This is a genomic window from Nonomuraea sp. NPDC003214 (assembly GCF_053590035.1).
Genome location: NZ_JBSFSX010000005.1, coordinates 107,537 through 124,889 on the forward strand (window position 1 = coordinate 107,537; position 17,353 = coordinate 124,889).

Genomic DNA, 17,353 nt, shown 5'->3' on the forward strand with positions numbered 1-17,353 from the left:
TGCGCTGCGTGCTGCTCATGCACGGGGCGGTGATGCGGTGACCGTTCGCCTTCTGACCAACATCGGCCGCCTCTGGACCGGCAACGAGGTCCTCAGCAACGCGGCCATCCTCGTGCACAACGACCGCATCGCGTGGGTCGGGCGGGCGCCCGACCTGCCGCAGAGCGTGCCCGGCGTCGTCGACGACATCGTTGACGTCGACCACGTCGAGAACCTGGGCGGCGCCCTCGTCACGCCCGGCCTCATCGACGCCCACACGCACCCTGTTTACGCCGGCAACCGCTACGCCGAGCTGGCCATCCGCACCGGCGGCTCCAGCGCGGCCTCCATCACCGCGGCGGGCGGCGGCGTCGGCTCCACGGTCACCGTGACCCGCGGCACCGACCCGTGGACCCTGTGCAACGGCGTCCGCGAGCGGCTGCGCGGCTGGCTGCTCAACGGCACCACCACCGTCGAGGCCAAGACCGGCTACCACCTCACCCGCGACGGCGAGCTCGCCGACGTGCGGCTCCTGCGCGAGCTGGAGAAGGAGCCGATGATGCCGCGGGTGCACGTCACCTTCCTCGCGGCCCACGTCGTGCCCCCCGAATACTTCGGCCGCCAGCGCGAGTACGTCGAGGCCGTGGGCGCCTGGTGCGCCGACGCGGCGGCGGCCGGCGCCGACAGCGTCGACGTCTACTGCGACGAGGGCCACTTCACCACCGAGGAGTCCCGCTGGGTGCTCGCCTCGGGGCGCAACGTCGGCCTGCTGCCGCGCATCCACGCCGGGCTGTTCAGCCGCCGCGGCGCCGTCCAGCTCGCCGCCGAGCTCGGCTGCGCCTCCGCCGACGGCCTGCACCACATGTCCGACGAGGACATCGCCATCATGTCGCGCTACGGCGTGCCCGCCGTCGTCTGCCCGGCCACCGCGCTCCAGCGCGGCAACCTGCCGCCGGTCCGCCAGATGATCAAGCACGGCGTGCAGATCGCGCTCGGCAGCGACCACAACCCCGGCCACTGCGGCATCACCTCGATGTCGCTGGTCATCGCGATGGCCGTGTCGGCGTTCGGGATGAGCGTCAACGACGCGCTGCGCGCCGCCACGCTCGGCGGCGCCACCGTGCTCGGCGCGCCCGACCGCGGCGTGCTGGCGCCCGGGCGGCTGGCCGACATCGTCCAGTGGGACGCCGACCACGAGGGCGCCTTCGCCTGGTCCTTCGGGCTCAAGCCGCGCCGGGTGTGGCGGGGTGGCACGCCGGTTCAGTAGTTACTCTCGGGCTATGCCGTCTGAAGTCGCCGTGGTGACCGATTCCACCGCATACCTGCCCGAGGTGCCCGGCGTCACGGTGGTTCCCGTACAGGTGGTCTTGGGGGAGATGGCCTGCGACGAGGGCGATTTTTCGGGAAATATCGCCACAGCAACCACTTCGCGGCCCGCGCCGTCCCGCTTCGCCGCCTGCTACGAGGCGCTCGCCGCAGGCGGCGCCTCCGCCGTCGTCTCGATCCACCTGTCGGCGGCCCTCTCCGGCACGGCCGAGTCCGCCCGCACGGCGGCCCGCGACGCCCCCGTCCCGGTCGAGGTCGTCGACAGCCGCTCCATCGGCATGGGCCTCGGCTACCCCGTCCTGGCGGCGGCCCGAGCAGCCGCCGCGGGCGGCGACGCGGAAGCGGTCGCCACGGCCGCCCGCGACTGCGCCGCCCGCACCCGCACGTTCTTCTACGTCGACACCCTCGACCACATCCGCCGAGGCGGCCGCATCGGCGCCGCCGCGTCCCTGCTGGGCTCGGCCCTCCTGATCAAACCGCTGCTGCACCTGGTCGACGGCCGCATCTCCCTCCTGGAGAAGGTCCGCACCCCTTCTCGCGCCCTGGCCCGCCTGGAAGACATAGCCGTCCACGCGGCCCAGGCATTGGCAGCCGCCGAGAGCGCCGGGACCCCCGGAGCCATCGACCCTCCCGGCACGGGCAGTATTTCCGGCACCGGCACCCCCGGCATCTCCAGCTCCGGCACCTCGGGGCCCGACCCCTCCCGCACAGGCGGCACCTTCGGCACCCCGGGCATTTACGGGACTTCGGGGCCCAGCACCTCCGGCACCTCCGCCATCCCCGGAACCCCCAGCACCGCCGGGGCCTTCGGGGGTGCCGGAGTGCTTGGGGCAGCGGCCGGGGGTGAACTGGTCGAGATCGCCGTCCAGCACCTCGCGGCCCCCGACCGCGCCGAGGCCTTGGCGGACCGCCTGGCCAAACGGCTCCCCGGACTGCCGCGCCCCCGCGTCGTGGAGGTGGGCGCGGTCATCGGCGTCCATGTGGGCCCAGGCATGCTAGGCGTCACCATCACCCCCGCCCACTGAACCCCGGGTTATCCACAGAACCCCATTCGGCCCCACCGCCCCACGCACCGCGTCCGTACATTCCTCGCCGTGCGCACCCACGACCTCGCCGCCGAGCGGGCCATCGCGGAGACCCGGCTCCGGTCCATCACCACCCCGGCCCGGGCCCCACTGCTCACCGGCATCCCCACCTCCTTCCAAGCCTTCCGCGCCTCCACCCGCCCGGGCACCGCCCCCCATATCCCACCAGCCCCGCCCACAGCTTCCGAGTCGTCCCCCGTGTCCGGCCTGGCCACCGCTTCCGGGGAGTCCAAGCTGGCCGCCGCTTCCGGCCTGCCCCGCCCCTCCCTGGACCCGGGCCGCCCAGGAGTACGCGCCCTGCTAGCGTTGGCCGCCGTGGCCGTGCTGGTCGCAGGCTTCTTCCTCTGGCGCTCCCGCCCCGCCCCGGAGCCCCTGCCCGCCCCCGCCCCGATCGCCTCCCCACCGGCGACCACCACCCCCACCACCGGCAAGGTCACCGTCCACGTCGCCGGCAAGGTCCGCGACCCCGGCGTCTACACCCTGCCCATCGGAGCCCGGGTGACCGACGCCATCACAGCCGCCGGGGGAGTCCGCCGTGGAGCCCCGCTGGGTCCGGTCAACCTCGCCAGACGCCTCCTGGATGGCGAACAGATCATGGTCGGCGCCCCCACCGCAGCCACCGCCGCTGCGCCTGCCCCCGAAGCCTCCGTCCTGGACCTCAACTCCGCCACCCAGGACCAACTGGAGCAACTCCCAGGCGTAGGCGAGGTCCTCGCCGCCCGCATAGCCGAATACCGCACCGCCCACGGCGGCTTCACCAGCATCGACCAACTCCGCAACGTGAATGGCATAGGCCCTCGAACGTTCGAGGAAATCAAGCCCAAGGTCCGCGTCTGACATGCCCCACCGCAGCCCCCAACCCGCCGACCGTCCCCAGTCCGGCCACAGCCCCCTGCCTAGTCACAACACCCAGCCAGGTCACAGCCCCCAGCCGCAGCGTCATCCACAGCCCGAGCCCAAGCCCCAGCCCCCATCCCGCCTCCATCACGAGGCTTGCCCTCAGCCCCAGCCCGAGGCTCAGCCCCACGCTCCAAGCCAGCCCCACCCCGGGACCCCGTCCCAGCCTGATCCCGAGTTCGAAGGCGTCGTCCAGCGAGCCTGGCCACTCCTGCTCCCCGCCCTGGCCTCCTGGGCGACCGCCCTAATCCTCCTGACCACCTCGACTCCCGCCGCCACAGCCACCGCCGCCCTCGCAACGGCGTCGGCCCTAGCGGCATGCGCCCTCATCCCCACCTCCGCACGCCGCAACGTGGTGATCGCCATCCTCGTCTGCGTCGCCGCCACCGCAGCCTCGATCGCTCTGCGCCTCCACGCCGTCACCACAGGACCCGTGGCAGCCCTTGCCGCCCAGGACACCACGGTGACCGCCGAGATCACCCTCACGAACGACCCCAAGATCAGACGCCCCAAGTCCGGCCACTTCGGCCGCGACAGCGTGGTCGCCGAAGCCACCCTCGAATCCCTCCGCACCCCACGCCACCACCTCACCGTCCACACCCCCATCACGGTCTTCGCCGATGGCCCCCAATGGCGTCATCTGCTCCCCAGCCAGCGCGTCGAGGTCACCGGCCGCCTCGTCAAGCCCACCTCCGCGCCCCTGACCGCCGCGACCCTCCTGGTCCGCACCCCGCCCCGCATCCTCACGCCCCCGTCCAACCTCCAGTTGGCAGCCGGAATCTTCCGCAAGGGCCTCCGCGATGCCGCCGACGCCCTCCCGCCGGACCAGCGCGGCCTCCTCCCGGCCCTGGTCGTAGGCGACGTCTCCCGCATCGATCCCCAACTCAACTCCGACCTCCAGGAAGCCGGCCTCAGCCACCTCAACGCCGTCAGCGGGGCAAACCTGGCCATAGTCGCAGGCGCCGCACTGGCCCTCTCCCGCCTCGTCGGCCTCCCCTTGGCCCCCAGAGCCGCCTTCGCCGCACTGGCTATGCTCGCCTTCGCGGTGGTGGCCAGGCCGTCCCCGAGCGTCCTGAGGGCCCTCCTGATGGGCCTCGTCGCAGTGCTCGCCCTGGGCACCGGCCGCGCCAAGGACGGCCTGGCGGCGCTCTCGGTGACGGTCCTCCTGCTGATCCTCTTCGCCCCCGACCTGGCCCACTCCTACGGCTTCGCCCTGTCGGTAACGGCAACGGCAGGCATCCTGCTCCTGGCCCCCCGCTGGCGCGCCCACCTCACGAACACCCCCACAACAGCCCAAAGCCCAACGTCGCCGGGCCCGGCGTCCACGGGCCCGGCGTCCACGGGCTCGACGCCCAAAGGTCCGACATCCACGAGCCCGACGTTCCTGGGCCAAACGCCCCCGCGCCCGCCGCACCCGAGCCCGACGCGCCAGGGTCCGAGCTCTCCGTGCCCAACGCCCTCGCGCCCGCCGCACCCGAATCCGGCGCCCCAGGGTCCAAGCTCCCGGTGCCCAACGCCTTCGGACCCGCAACCCCTGCCTCCCACCTGGGAGCAGGCATCACCCCTCGCCCCGTACCGATCGGACGAACACCCCGAAGCCGGTGCGACGAAGGGGCGGCGGTGGCGGATGCCTCGGTGGGTGGCGGAGGCGATCGCCGTGCCGGCCGCAGCTCAGGCTGCCGTAACCCCGGTGCTGGTGCTCATGTCCGGCCAGATCAGCCTCATCGCGGTCCCCGCCAACCTGCTGGCCGGTCCGGCTGTCGCGCCCGCGACCCTGCTGGGATTCGCCGCCGCGCTGATCGCCCCGGTGTGGCCCGAAGCCGCGCAGTGGCTCGTGGCCCCGGCAGGCTACGCCGTCGGCTGGATCATCCTGGTCTCCCAATGGGCGGTGAACGTCCCGATGGCCAACATCCCCTGGCCGGGAGGCGCGGCAGGACTGGCCCTGCTGGCCCTGGTGGCAGTCGTGGCGGTGCTGCTGCTGAGACGCCGCGCCTGGCGGACGATCACGCTGGCCGTCGTAGCGGGCACCCTGTTCACGATGATCGCGCTACGGCCCATCATCGCCCCCTGGCCGCCCAAGGGATGGCTCATGGTGATGTGCGACGTGGGCCAGGGCGACGGCCTGGTGCTCGCGGCCGGTCCGGGCCGCGCGGTGGTCGTCGACACCGGCCCCGACCCCTCCGTGATGGACGCGTGCCTGCGCCGCCTGTCCGTCCGCGACGTCCCGCTCGTGATCCTCACCCACCCGCACGCCGACCACGTGAACGGCCTCCCCGGCGTCTACCGCAACCGTCGCGTCGGCGCCGTCGTCACCACCCCGCATCGCCACCCGACTCCCCAGACCGCCCGCCTCACCGAGGAGCTCGCCCAGCACCGCACACCCGAATGGACCCCGCCCCCAGGCACCCGCTGGGACCTGGGCCCGGCCTCACTGACCGTCCTGGCACCCAGCGCGGACGAGGCCACGGCGGAAGGCCCCGGCGAAGGCAGCGTCCTCAACAACGCCAGCATCGTGATCCACGTACGCTGGCGCTCCGGCACGGCACTCCTCAGCGGCGACATGGAGTCGGAAGCCCAGGAGAGTCTGCTGCGCGCCACCGTCCCGCAGGCGGACATCCTCAAGGTGCCCCACCACGGCTCGCCCCGGCAGGTTCCCGCGTTCTTCGCCGCCGTACGCCCGCGCGCCGCCCTGATCAGCGTCGGCGAGGACAACACGTACGGGCACCCGGCCCCGCCGACCCTCGCCCACCTACGCCACCTCGGCGCCCGCATCTACCGTACGGACAAATCCGGTGACCTCGCAGTCATCACCTACAACGGCACCCTGGCGGTGGTAGCTCGTGGCCGATAACCGTACCCGTCGCCGAGACCACGCTGACGACGGCATCGCAGGCGGAGAAGGCGGCTCGGTGTGGTCAGGCGGGTTCGCCGAGCTGGGCGGCCAGCCGCTCCAGGCCGCCCTTGATGAGCCGTCCGTAGTCGTCGTCGCCCAGTGCGCCGATCTCGGCCCGTGCTCGCCGGAGGTGGTCACGGGCGCGGTCGAGGTCGCCGAGCTTGCGGTAACACTCGCTCACGTTGAGGTGCAACGACGGATACAGGCCGGCCACCGAGAGCGGCACGCCGGCCTCGGCCACCCGCTCGTCGGTGACGAGGTCGGCGGCGGCGAGCGCCCGCAGGTCCCACATCAGCTCCTGGCCCACGTCGTCCTGGACGTCGGCCATCGAGTGGGCGAGGACGCAGACGTGCAGCGGGTCGCCCTGTTCGCCGCCGATGTCGTCCCAGATCTGCGCGAACAGGTCACGGGCGGCGTCACGACGGCCCTGCTGGTGATTGAGCTCCACCCCTTGGCCGATCCGGGTCATCGTCGGGTCGGTGGTCATGAGCCGCTCCTTCACCGCCGGGGGCGATCGCGTTCGGACTGCTGGCCTGACGTGCTTCGACGACATGCCTACCAGCGATCACTCGAACGCGCCAAGCGGGCAGGTGAGGGCAGCGCCGGTGGACGGCGCGATCGGCGGGGATCCGGTTTCGGGTTGTCGGTGGGGCATGGCATGCTGCTCGACATGGCGGGAACCGATCCAGCACCTGTGACCTTGGTGGTCGGCGACGAGGAGTTGCTGGCCGAACGGGCCGTCAGCGCCGTGGTGGCCGCGGCGCGCGCCGCGGAGGCGGCCGAGGTGCACGATCTGGTGGGGTCGAAGGTGACCGCCGGTGAGTTGAGGCACCTGACGTCGCCGTCGCTGTTCGGTGATCGGACCGTGGTGGTGATCCGGTCGGCGCAGGACCTGGTCAAGGACGTCATCGCCGAGGTCGTGGCCTATGCGAAGCAGCCGTCGGACGAGGTCGTGCTCGTGCTGTCGCATCCCGGCGGGGTCAAGGGCAAGGCGCTCGTCGACGGGGTGAAGAAGGCCGGGGCGTCGGTGGTCACGGTCAACAAGGTGACCAAGGCGGGGGAGCGGCTCGACTTCATCAAGCAGGAGGTCAAGCGGGCGGGCCGCGGCATCTCCGCCGACGCCGCCCAGGCGCTGCTCGACGCCGTGGGCAACGACCTGCGGGAGCTCGCGGCGGCGTGCAGCCAGCTGGCGTTCGACACGCAGGACAAGACCATCAACCTCAACGCCGTGGCCCGCTATCACAAGGGCCGGGCCGAGGTCACGGGCTTCAACGTGGCCGATTCGGCGGTCGAGGGCCGGCTGGCCGAGGCGCTGGAGCAGTTGCGCTGGGCGCTCGGCACGGGGGTCGCGCCGGTGCTGCTGGTGAGTGCGCTGGCCGGTGGCTTGCGGTCCATCGCCAAGGTGGGCGGCGCACCGCGTAACCTGCGCGGCGGGCAGCTGGCCAGCCACCTGGGCATGCCGCCGTGGAAGATCGACCGGGTCAAGCGGCAGTTGAACGGGTGGGGGCCGGAGGGGCTGTCGCGGGCCATGCAAGCGGTGGCCGACGCCGACGAGCAGGTCAAGGGCGGCGGCGCCGACCCGGCCTACGCCTTGGAGCACACGGTCCAGGTCATCGTGGCGAGCCGCACCGGCCGCTGACCCGGCGCAGGCGTTCGACTCTCCGCGTGGGGGTCCTCGGCGCGTCACATGTGAGGGCTGGCTACCGACCGGCCGGTGTTCGAGGATGTCCAATCCTTGAGGCTGAGGCTGGGGCTGGGGCTGGGGCTGGGGCTGGGGCTGGGGCTGGGGCTGGGGTCGAGTCGGGTTGGGCGGTGGGACAGGGGCTGGGGCAGGGGTCAGGGTCGGGCCAGGGTCAGGGGCGGGTGCAGTTAGGAGGGGCGGGATTCGACTAGGAGGGGCGGGATTCGACGCTGGTCAGGAGGGTCTTGAGGAGGCCGTCCAGGGTCTGGCGTTCGGCGGGGGTGAGGGCGGCGATGAGGGCGGTCTCGACCTCGGCGCGCAGGAGCATCGCCTCCATCCACAGGTCGTGCCCCCGGGTGGTGAGCTCGACGTCGACGCGCCGCCGGTCGGAGGTGCCGCGTACGCGACGGACGAGGCCGGACTTCTCCAACGTGTCGAGGCGGCCGGTCATGCCCGCGGGTGACAGGAGGAGCTCGGCGGCCAGTTGGGAGGGCGTGGCGGTGCCTCCGGCGGCTACGAGGCGGTGCAGGGTCTCGTACTCGAAGTCCTGCATTCCGACCTGGGCCAGCGCCGTCTCCTTGCTGTGGGCCAGGTGTTTCACCAGGACCTGCATGCGGGTGACGATGCCCTCCACGCGCTCGTCGTAGGGGGCCTTGCCGCGCCAGCGGGCGAGATGACGGTCGACGGAGTCCTCCACGCGACGCACTATACGGCAGCAAGTATTTTGTTGACGAAACATTAGCTGACGAATTAACGTCGTGGCCCATGACGAGACGGCTGCTGATCGGGCGTGCGCTGTCCGCGCTGGCCACGGCGTTGATCCCGACCACGCTCACGCTGGCGGTGCTGCGGGCCACGGGGAGTGCCGAGGACCTGGGTCTGGTGCTGGCGTGCGAGCTGCTGCCGCTGCTGTTGTGCCTGCCGGTGGCGGGGGTGGTCGCCGACCGGCTGCCGCCCGCGCGGGTCGTGCTGGTCGCCGACCTGGTGCGTTGTCTGGCTCAGGCGGGCATCGGGATCGAGCTGCTGGCGGGGGTGGGGCGGATCGCCGATCTGGCGGTGCTGTCCGCCGTGACCGGGGTGGCGATCGCGTTCGGGATGCCGGCGGTGCCCCGGCTGGTGGTCGCCGTCGTGCCGCCGGACGCGCGGCTGCGGGTGAACGCGCGCATCGGCGTGGCCACCAGCCTGTCGAGCGTGCTCGCGCCCGCGCTGGCGGGCGGCGTCGTGCTGGCCGCCGGTCCGGGCTGGTCGGCGCTGCTCACCGCCGCCGTGTTCGCCTGCTCGGCCCTGACCCTCGGCGGCATCCGTACGAGCTCCGACTTGAAGGCGGGTGGCGTCGGGGCGGTCCCTGCGCGGGGTGGCGTCGGGGCGGTCCCTGCGCGGGGTGGCGGAGGGCCGGTCCCTGCGCCGGGTGGCATGGCGTCGACCCCCGCGCAGGATGACGCCCGTACAGGGTCCACCTCGGCGGCGGATGGTGTCCGTGCGGGGGCCGGTCCCAGGGCGGGAGGGCGGGGAGGCAGGGGGGCGTTCGGGCGGGAGCTGGCCGAGGGGTGGCGGGAGGTGCGGGCGCGGCGCTGGTTCGTGGCGGCGGTGCTGGGGCATGGGGTGTGGCACTTCGTGGCCGGGCTGTTCCTGACGCTGGGCCCGCTAACGGCGGTGAACGCGCTGGGCGGCGAGGCGAGCTGGGTGCTGATCGTGCAGTGCGGCACGGTGGGGCTGGTGCTGGGCGTGCTGGTGGCGCCGAGGCTGCCGGTGCGCAGGCCGCTGGTGGCGGCGCAGGCCGGGGCGGCGCTGTACGTGCTGCCGCTGGTCGCGCTGGCCGTGCCGCTGCCCGCGTGGGGGATCGCGGGGGCGTACCTGGTGGCGATGTTCGGGCTGGGCGTGCTGAGCCCGCTGTGGGAGACGCTGCTGGCGGAGGAGATCCCGGAGGCGGCGCTGGGCCGGGTGCGGTCGTTCGACGGGCTGATCTCGTTCGCGTCGCGGCCGCTCGGGCTGGCGGTGGCGGCGCCGCTCGCGGGGGTGACGGGGATGCCGGGGCTGCTGGTGGCCGGGGCGGTGCTGGTGGCCGTGGCGAACCTGGCGGCGGTGGTCAGGTTTCCTGCAGCGCGGCCTCTCGCAGCACGCCGTCGCTGATCTCCAGGACCCGGTCGGCGAGCGTGATCAGGCCCGGGTCGTGGGTGGCGACCAGGGCGGTGACGCCTTCGCTGCGGACGAGGGCGCGCAGCAGTTGCATGATCTGCCGGCCGGTCTGGGAGTCGAGCTGACCGGTCGGCTCGTCGGCGACGAGCAGGCGGGGCCGGTTGGCGAGCGATCGGGCGATGGCGACGCGCTGCCGCTGGCCGCCGGACAGCTCGTAGGGGCGCTGGTTGGCGTGCTGTTCGAGGCCGACGAGGGCGAGCAGCATGCGGATGCGCTTCTCGCGCTCCTCGACGGGGGTGCGGGCCAGGCGCATGGGCACGCCGACGTTCTCGGCCGCCGACAGCACGGGGATCAGCCCGAACGACTGGAACACGAACCCGACGACGTCGCGGCGCAGCGCGAGCAGGTTGTCCTCGGACAGCGAGGTGACCTCGTGCCCGGCGACGACCACGCGGCCGGCGTCGGGCCTGTCGAGGCCGCCGATCTGGTTGAGCAGCGTCGTCTTGCCCGATCCGGACCGGCCTCGGATGGCGACGAGCTCGCCGGGGTACGCCTCGAACGACACCTCCCGGAGCGCGACGACCTCCTTGGGTCCGCTGCGGTAGACCTTGCGGACGCCTTCGACGACGACGAGCGGCTCACTGCTCACCGGACGGCTCCTCTCTCGCCGGCCATACCCCGATATGGTCGGATTCCAGCTCCAGGCGCACGCGGCGCTCCATCTCCAGCGCGTTCATGAAGTCGCGCGGCAGCTGCAGGCGGCCCACCCGGTCGAGCACCGCGTACTCCTCGGCGATGATCTGGCCCTCGGCGTCCTCGCGGCGCAGCGTCTCGCTGCTGGTGCGGCCGTCGCGGATGCCGACGGTGCGGTCCACCTGCTCCGACACCAGCGGGTCGTGCGTCACCACGACCACGGTCACGCCCAGCTCCCTGTTGGCCTTGCGCAGCGCGTCGAACACCTGCTCCGAGGTGTCGCTGTCGAGCTCGCCGGTGGGCTCGTCGGCGAGCACGAGCTGCGGGCCGTTGGCGAGCGCGACCGCGATGGCCACCCGCTGCTGCTCGCCGCCCGACATCTCGGGCGTGGTCCGGTCGGCGCAGTAGCCGACGCCCAGGAGCTCCAGCAGCTCCGTCGCCCGGCCGCGCCTGGCCTTGCCGGCCAGCTTCATCGGCAGCTCGACGTTCTCCCGGGCCGACAGGTACGGCAGCAGGTTGCGCGCCGTCTGCTGCCAGATGAACCCGACCACCTCGCGCCGGTAGCGCAGCCGGTCCTTGGCCGTCATCGACAGCAGGTCCATGCCGCCCACCTTGGCGACGCCCGCCGTGGGCACGTCCAGCCCGGACAGCACGTTGAGCAGCGTCGACTTGCCGGAGCCGGACGCGCCGACGATGGCCAGCAGCTCACCCTTCTGCACGAGCAGGTCGAGCCCCTGGAGGGCGACGACCTCGACGCCCTCGGTCTTGTAGATGCGCACCAGGTTGTCGCAGACGATGTGCGCGTCGCCGCCGAAGGCGGCCTTTCCCTTGCTGGCCTGCGCCTCCAGCTCGGACAGGGTCGGGTTCAAGACAGATCACCCACTCGGAGTACGGCGCCGAGGCTGCGGCGGCGGCTGATGGCGGTGTGCGCGTAGGCGCCGAGCACGGCCACGAGGGTGAGCCCGGCGGCCAGCGCCGTCGGCGTGACCAGGTCGAGCTCGTAGTCGCCGACGGGCAGCCCGCCGGCGTAGGCGGACAGGTCGACGCCGGGCCCGAGCGCGGCGGGCAGGACGAGCCCGAGGGCCAGGCCCACCAGGGCGGTGACGAGGATCATGGGCATGACCTCCAGCACGGTCAGGCGTTGTGCCTGCCGGTCGGACAGGCCCAGCGTACGCAGGAACGACAGCGCCCTGGCCCGGTCGGCGGCGCCGATCACCAGCGCGATGATCACCGCGACGAGCGCGTACGCGGACAGCGCGATCGTCACCACGAGCAGCGTGGTGCGGACGGTGCCGGTCAGCGGGTCGTCCTGGATGTCGGCGAGCGCGGCGGCCTGCGTCCGCACGATCGTGCCGGGTACGGCGGCGCGCAGCGCCTCGGCGGACGCGGTGCCGCCGACGATGAGCGTGTTGACCACCGGCCGCTGCCCGACGTCGAACGGCACCACGATGAACTTGCCCTCGGTGAAGAAGCCGGGCAGCGTCGGGGCGACGCCGGTCTCGGTGATCTTCAGCCGCGAGTTCCAGCCGATCTCGAACGTGCCGCGCCCCGCCAGCGCGGGCGAGACCACGGCCGGGATGCCGGACGGCGCGGTCCCCGCGGTGGGCAGCGTGATCGGGGAGCCGCCGAGCAGCCCCTGCCAGCTCCGCAGGTCGACCGCGAGCAGCTCGGCCCGTTCCGGTGTGTGGCCGACCTGCACCGAGGCGTACTGGGCGGGCACCACGGCGGTCACGCCGGGCACCTGACGCACGCGTTCGATCGTCTCGGCGGGCAGCTCCATCCGGGAGGTGACGGTGGCGGGCGCGCCCACGCTCTGCCAGGCGGCCAGCCGCTGCGTGTCGTCGACGCCGCCGGAGACCACCGAGGCGAACACCGACACGCCCAGCGCCGGCAGCAGGATCAGCACCGGCAGCATGCTGAACGAGCGCGCCCGGGCCGCCCGCGTCAGCCCGAGGAACGGCACGGCCGGCCGCATCCGGGCCGCGAGCCGTACCAGTAGGCGCAGCGGATAGGGGTAGCAGCGCATGGTGATCAGCCCCGCGGCGAGCGCGAGCGCGAGCGGGACCAGCAGCAGGAACGGGTCCTGCCCCTCGGTCCGCACGTCGGTCGTCAGCCCGCGCGTGCGCAGCAGGTAGGCTCCGGCCAGCGCCAGGCCGACGATCAGCACCTCCAGCGTGATCCGCTTGGCGGACGGCCGGGCGGTGGCCACGTCGTCGCGCCGTTCGTTCAGCGGGGTCCGGTGGGCGACGGCGATCCGCGCCGCCGCGAACGCCACCGCCACGACGACCACGAGCAGCGGGCCCGCGTGCACGAGCGGCAGCACCGGCCCGGGGAAGAGGTACGAGAGCGCGTACCCGGCCAGGGCGGCGGGCACGACGGCCAGCGCGACCAGCCCGGCGCCCGTTCCGGCGAGCTGCCGCAGCGCCCCGCCGCGCGCCCGCATCAGCCCGAGCGCGGTGTCCATCCGGTCGGCCAGGAGCTGCACGGCCAGCAGGATCACGCCGAGCGCGACCAGCAGCAGCCCGCCGAGCACCAGGTACATGACGGTCTGCGCGGTCGCCAGCCGGGCCTGGAACGAGCCGAGCATCTCCGGCAGCCCGGTCCGCAGGATCTGGCGCGGCAGCATCCCGTCGGCGACCTTCATCCGCCGCTCGAACTCTTTGATCGCCGGGAGCAGTTCGGGCACGTCGAGCGCGGTGGCCGCCTGCGTGCGCAGCGGCAGGATCCAGAAGTAGGTCAGGTTGCGGTCGCGCCCGCTGAGCTTGCTCAGGCCCTGGTCGGAGATCAGCGCGGTGGCGTGCACCTCCTCGTCGAGGCTGCCCGCCGGGCGGTTGAGCTGGAGGTTGATGACGTCCTGGTTGTGGCTCCAGTAGCGGTCGGCCGGGTCCTTGGCCTCGAAGGCGCCGACGACCTTGACGGCGGCGTAGTTGTTCTCGCCGATGATCCGTGTGTCGCCGATCTTGATGCCGAGCGCCGACATGGCCTCGCGGGCCATGCCCGCCTCGAAGAGCGTGAGCTCCTGGTTGTTCCAGGTGGTCGTGGCCGGCTCGCCGGGGGCTCGGCCCTCGACCCAGGTGACGCGGCGTTCCTGGTCGGACAGCCAGGCGAGGTTGAGGTACTGCTTGCCGCCCGTGCCGGAGACCGGCGTCCCGTACGTCTTCGCGCCGGAGTGGCCGGTGCCCGTGCCGGCGGGGGCGATCAGCCGGTCGAGCGGCGCGGGCAGCACCGCGCGCATGTCCTGCTCGAGCTCGTCGAAGGCCTGGGCCCGGGTCAGGTCCTGGCTGGGGGAGTCGGTCGTCATCATCGTCGTCAGGTCGACCCGCTCGGCGGGCGCCTTCAGCAGCGCCTCGCGCAGCGCGGCGTCGAACGCCGCCTGCGTCACGCGCGGCAGCCCCGCCACGAGCAGGCACGCGCTCAGCGTCAGCGCGAGCAGCACGGCCACCGCGCCCAGGTGTACCCGGGCCAGGTGCAGGAGCTTCACTGGTCCTCCCCGATCCGCAGGACCCGGCCGAGCCCTTGCCTGCGCAGGTTGCGCGCGAGTCCCGCGACGATGGCGAACAGCACCAGCGCCACCAGCGCGAGCATGCCCGCGGTCGCGAGCCACGGAATGTCGAGCAGCACCGACGGCGTGACCGCCGCCGCCTGCCCGGTCAGCACGATGTGCGGCACGACGAGGTTGCCCACGACCACGGCCAGCGCGGTGCCGGCCACCAGCGACAGCCCGACGACGAACGCCTGCTCGACGGCCAGCAGCCCGAACACCTGCCGGAAGCTCACGCCGAGCGCCCGCAGGATCGTGAACTCCGACATCCGCTCGCGCGCCGCGACGGTCGCGTTCACCAGGAAGCCGAGGGCGGCGAACACGAGCGCGGCCAGGAAGCCGAGGATGAGCGCGCCCTGGAGCCCGCTGGCCAGCGGGTCGTCCTGCAGCTCGGCGGCCAGCCGCCGCTGGTCGGTCACGGTGACGTCCCACTGCGGGTTGACGCGCAGCGCCGCCGTCGCCGCGCTCGTCTCGCCGTCCTCGGTGGCCAGCCACCACTCCGTCGCCGGTCGCGGCAGCAGCGCCGCGGACAGGCCGTGCTCCTGGAGCGTCGTCCAGTCGGTCAGCAGCGCCGGCTGGGCGGGGTCCGTCGTGGGCATCCGGTCGACGACGCCGGCGAGCGTGACGTCGATGACGCGGCGGTCCAGGTTGATCCGCCCGCTCTGCCCGGCGGTCAGCTTGCTGGCGGCGGCCAGGTCGGCGGTCATGACGACGGGCAGCGGGCCCGGCTTCGGCAGCGGGGCGAACGTCCGCAGGACGGGCAGGTCTCCGACCACCTCCATGCTGACCTGGGGCGCGCCGAGGTCACGGCCGTCGGCGGCCAGGCCGGACACGGTGACGGTCACGGCCGCCTCCTCGACGGGCGGCGGCGTGGCGATGAACCCGCGGACCGTCAGCGGGTAGGCGATCTTCCCGGTCTTGCCGCCCAGCCACTTGAGGTCCACCCGGCCCGTGCCCTGCTGGTCGACGACGACGGGCAGGTCGTGCCAGACGCCGAGCGCGTCGGAGATCCGCGCCCGCACCGGCCACACGCGGTTCGTGCGCACGTCCGCGGTGAGCGTGGTGGGCTGTCCTGGCAGTTCGAGGCCGGTGGCCTCGGCCCGGCCGGCGACCAGGCCGCGCGACATCGCCCCGACCGACTGCGCCGACAGGTCGGGCCGGAGCTGGAAGAGCCGCTCCAGCTTGCCGCCGTCCAGGGCGAGCAGGGTGACGGTCTGGCCGCTGAGGTCGACCTGGCCGCGGAAGGCGGGCGAGGCCGCGGTGACGCCGGGCAGGGCGGTGAACGCGGTGCCGCGCCCGGACACGCCCAGCTCGGGCGATTCGGGCGGCCCGGACAGCCGCAGGTCGGCGCCCGCCTGGTGGCGGGCCTGGTCGAGCTGGGAGGCCCGCCAGGTGGAGGCCGTGGCCATCGACACGATGCCGATCGCGATCGCCATGGTCAGCAGCAGCGCGGGCCCGGAGTAGCGCAGCGGCCGCCTGCTGACCTGCCACGCGCCGAGCGCGGGGGCCAGGCTGGGCCGCTTGGCCGTGAGCCGTTCGGCCAGCCGGGAGATGCGCGGCACCAGCCGCAGGCCGAGCATGCCGCCGGTGAGCAGCGCCAGCGCCGGGCCGGAGATGATCAGCGGGTCGATGCCCAGGCCGCCGCCGGCGGTCGTGGTGACGGGCGCGCCGTAGTGCTGGAGCTGCCAGATCGCCAGCGCCGCCACCACCAGCAGCGCCAGGTCGGCGCCCGCGCGCTGGATCAGCCCGCGCCCGCCGCCGCGGCCCCGCGACGCCTGCTCCTCGACGTACGTGCGCCGCGCCCCGGCCAGGGCGGGCAGCATGAGCAGCACGGCCGAGGCCAGCGCCACGCCCGCGGAGACGAGGAACGTGCCCAGGTCGGCGACGGGCGCCAGCCGGACGCCGGAGGCGGCGATCCACGGCAGCATGTTGATGAGCGCGAGCAGCGGCGGCGCCAGGAACGGCGCGGCGACCGCGCACGGCACCGCCACCAGCAGCGCCTCGCCGCCTGCCAGCCCGGCCAGGCGCAGCGTTCCGGCGCCGCGCGAGCGCAGCAGCGCCACCTCCATCCGCCGGTGGTCGGCCAGCAGGCGGGCGGTCAGCATGAGCGCGTACGCGGCGAGCAGCAGCAGTTGCAGCACCGGGATGAGCATCGTGGAGCGGGCGACCAGCGAGGCGGTGTCGAGCTGGGTCAGCACCTCGGCCAGCCGCGTGGTCGTCTGGCAGGACGGGCAGCCGCCGGACTTGAGCGCCTCGGGCAGCTCGTCCACGGCGGCGGCGAGCGGGCGGAGCTGCTCGGGCGTCAGGTCGCGCACGGCGGGGACGAGCGTCCACGTGGTCGTGACGTGGGTGGCGAACTTGGACAGGAACGTCTCGCGCGGCACCATCAGCGGCCCGTACGTGGTGAACTGCCCGCTCTCGACGCCCCGGCTGAGCAGCTGCTCGCCGGTCCAGCGGTCGCCGAACGGGTCGTCGAGCTGGAAGACGCCGGTAATGCGCACCTTGACGGTCTTGCCGTCGAGCCGGCCCTCGGTGCTGATCTCCTGACCGGCCGTCAGCCCCGACGCCGAGGACGCCGACAGCGGGATCGCCGCCTGCACCACGTCGCCGCCGGGCTCGGGCCAGGTGCCGGAGACCAGCTTGGCGTGCTTGTCCAGCCCGTCGTAGGCGCCGAACCTGAGCAGCTCGGGGACCTTGCGGTCCTGCTGTCCGGGCATCGCGTACGAGTCGGAGCGGAAGCTGGTGGAGATCTCGGCCGGCACGCCCCCGAAGGCCTCGGCGGCGGCGTCCCGTACGGTCTTGTCCTGCCTGCCGAAGTCCTCGGCCGTCACCGGGGCGTTCACGGTGACGGCGATCTGCCGCAGCGGCGCGGTCTCCATCGTCCGGAGCACGCCCGCCTCGGCGATCGAGGAGGCGTACATGGTGAGCGCGACCAGCGTGGTGGTGGCGAGCAGGATCGAGCCGAACGCCGCCAGCAGGAGCAACGGCTCGCTGAACGCACGCTTGACGACTAACGGCCCCCGCATGCGACCCCCATTCACCCGGTTAGGTGAACCTTTGAGCAGTGCCCGCTCCGGCCGCAAGGTCGTCTTTTCAACGGTGACAGAGCCGATACGCTGCGG

The 17,353-nt window shown here is 73.3% G+C and carries 12 protein-coding genes; 6 read left to right on the forward strand and 6 right to left on the reverse strand.

The genetic code is table 11. From position 1 onward, the window contains the following. The first annotated feature begins 37 nt into the window (after positions 1 to 37). From hutI to ACWDXC_RS16310, 4 genes are all read left to right on the forward strand, one after another. Complete coding sequence (hutI, locus tag ACWDXC_RS16295; protein WP_219517764.1) at positions 38 to 1,246, forward strand: imidazolonepropionase; 1,209 nt, start codon at positions 38 to 40, stop codon at positions 1,244 to 1,246. A gap of 13 nt (positions 1,247 to 1,259) precedes the next feature. Beyond that, positions 1,260 to 2,330, forward strand: a complete 1,071-nt coding sequence (locus ACWDXC_RS16300; RefSeq protein WP_449982253.1) for a DegV family protein — start codon at positions 1,260 to 1,262, stop codon at positions 2,328 to 2,330. Between the two features lie 69 nt (positions 2,331 to 2,399). Beyond that, positions 2,400 to 3,227: a helix-hairpin-helix domain-containing protein gene (locus ACWDXC_RS16305; protein ID WP_449982256.1), complete on the forward strand. Its 828-nt coding sequence runs from the start codon at positions 2,400 to 2,402 to the stop codon at positions 3,225 to 3,227. 412 nt (positions 3,228 to 3,639) lie between these two features. Beyond that, complete coding sequence (locus tag ACWDXC_RS16310) at positions 3,640 to 6,138, forward strand: ComEC/Rec2 family competence protein (protein WP_449982259.1); 2,499 nt, start codon at positions 3,640 to 3,642, stop codon at positions 6,136 to 6,138. A gap of 64 nt (positions 6,139 to 6,202) precedes the next feature. On the opposite strand, the gene ACWDXC_RS16315 is transcribed toward ACWDXC_RS16310, so the two are convergent. After that, positions 6,203 to 6,667: a hypothetical protein gene (locus ACWDXC_RS16315; protein WP_449982262.1), complete on the reverse strand. Its 465-nt coding sequence runs from the start codon at positions 6,665 to 6,667 to the stop codon at positions 6,203 to 6,205. A gap of 171 nt (positions 6,668 to 6,838) precedes the next feature. Here ACWDXC_RS16315 and holA point away from each other — a divergent pair, with 171 nt between their 5' ends. After that, positions 6,839 to 7,819 carry a DNA polymerase III subunit delta gene (gene holA / locus ACWDXC_RS16320; protein WP_449982265.1) on the forward strand — a complete coding sequence of 327 codons (981 nt, stop codon included), beginning with the start codon at positions 6,839 to 6,841 and terminating at the stop codon, positions 7,817 to 7,819. 250 nt (positions 7,820 to 8,069) lie between these two features. On the opposite strand, the gene ACWDXC_RS16325 is transcribed toward holA, so the two are convergent. After that, positions 8,070 to 8,558 (reverse strand): MarR family winged helix-turn-helix transcriptional regulator, encoded by a 489-nt coding sequence (locus tag ACWDXC_RS16325; RefSeq protein ID WP_357585165.1) that lies wholly within the window; start codon positions 8,556 to 8,558, stop codon positions 8,070 to 8,072. A gap of 68 nt (positions 8,559 to 8,626) precedes the next feature. On the opposite strand from ACWDXC_RS16325, the gene ACWDXC_RS16330 reads away from it, so the two are divergent. Beyond that, positions 8,627 to 9,991: an MFS transporter gene (locus ACWDXC_RS16330; RefSeq protein ID WP_449982268.1), complete on the forward strand. Its 1,365-nt coding sequence runs from the start codon at positions 8,627 to 8,629 to the stop codon at positions 9,989 to 9,991. On the opposite strand, the gene ACWDXC_RS16335 is transcribed toward ACWDXC_RS16330, so the two are convergent. The 4 genes from ACWDXC_RS16335 to ACWDXC_RS16350 are packed head-to-tail and all read right to left on the reverse strand — an operon-like array spanning position 9,948 to position 17,257. Next, positions 9,948 to 10,646 carry an ABC transporter ATP-binding protein gene (locus tag ACWDXC_RS16335; protein ID WP_219507485.1) on the reverse strand — a complete coding sequence of 233 codons (699 nt, stop codon included), beginning with the start codon at positions 10,644 to 10,646 and terminating at the stop codon, positions 9,948 to 9,950. The genes ACWDXC_RS16330 and ACWDXC_RS16335 overlap by 44 nt on opposite strands. Then, the gene (locus tag ACWDXC_RS16340) at positions 10,636 to 11,559 is read right to left on the reverse strand and encodes an ABC transporter ATP-binding protein (protein ID WP_219507487.1); all 924 of its coding nucleotides are present in this window, start codon (positions 11,557 to 11,559) and stop codon (positions 10,636 to 10,638) included. The genes ACWDXC_RS16335 and ACWDXC_RS16340 overlap by 11 nt, the downstream gene beginning before the upstream one ends. After that, complete coding sequence (locus tag ACWDXC_RS16345; protein ID WP_449982272.1) at positions 11,556 to 14,171, reverse strand: FtsX-like permease family protein; 2,616 nt, start codon at positions 14,169 to 14,171, stop codon at positions 11,556 to 11,558. Before ACWDXC_RS16345 ends, ACWDXC_RS16340 begins: the two co-directional genes overlap by 4 nt. Further along, entirely contained in the window at positions 14,168 to 17,257 is a 3,090-nt protein-coding gene (locus ACWDXC_RS16350) for an ABC transporter permease (protein ID WP_449982275.1), read from the reverse strand. Before ACWDXC_RS16350 ends, ACWDXC_RS16345 begins: the two co-directional genes overlap by 4 nt. Positions 17,258 to 17,353 lie beyond the last annotated feature (96 nt).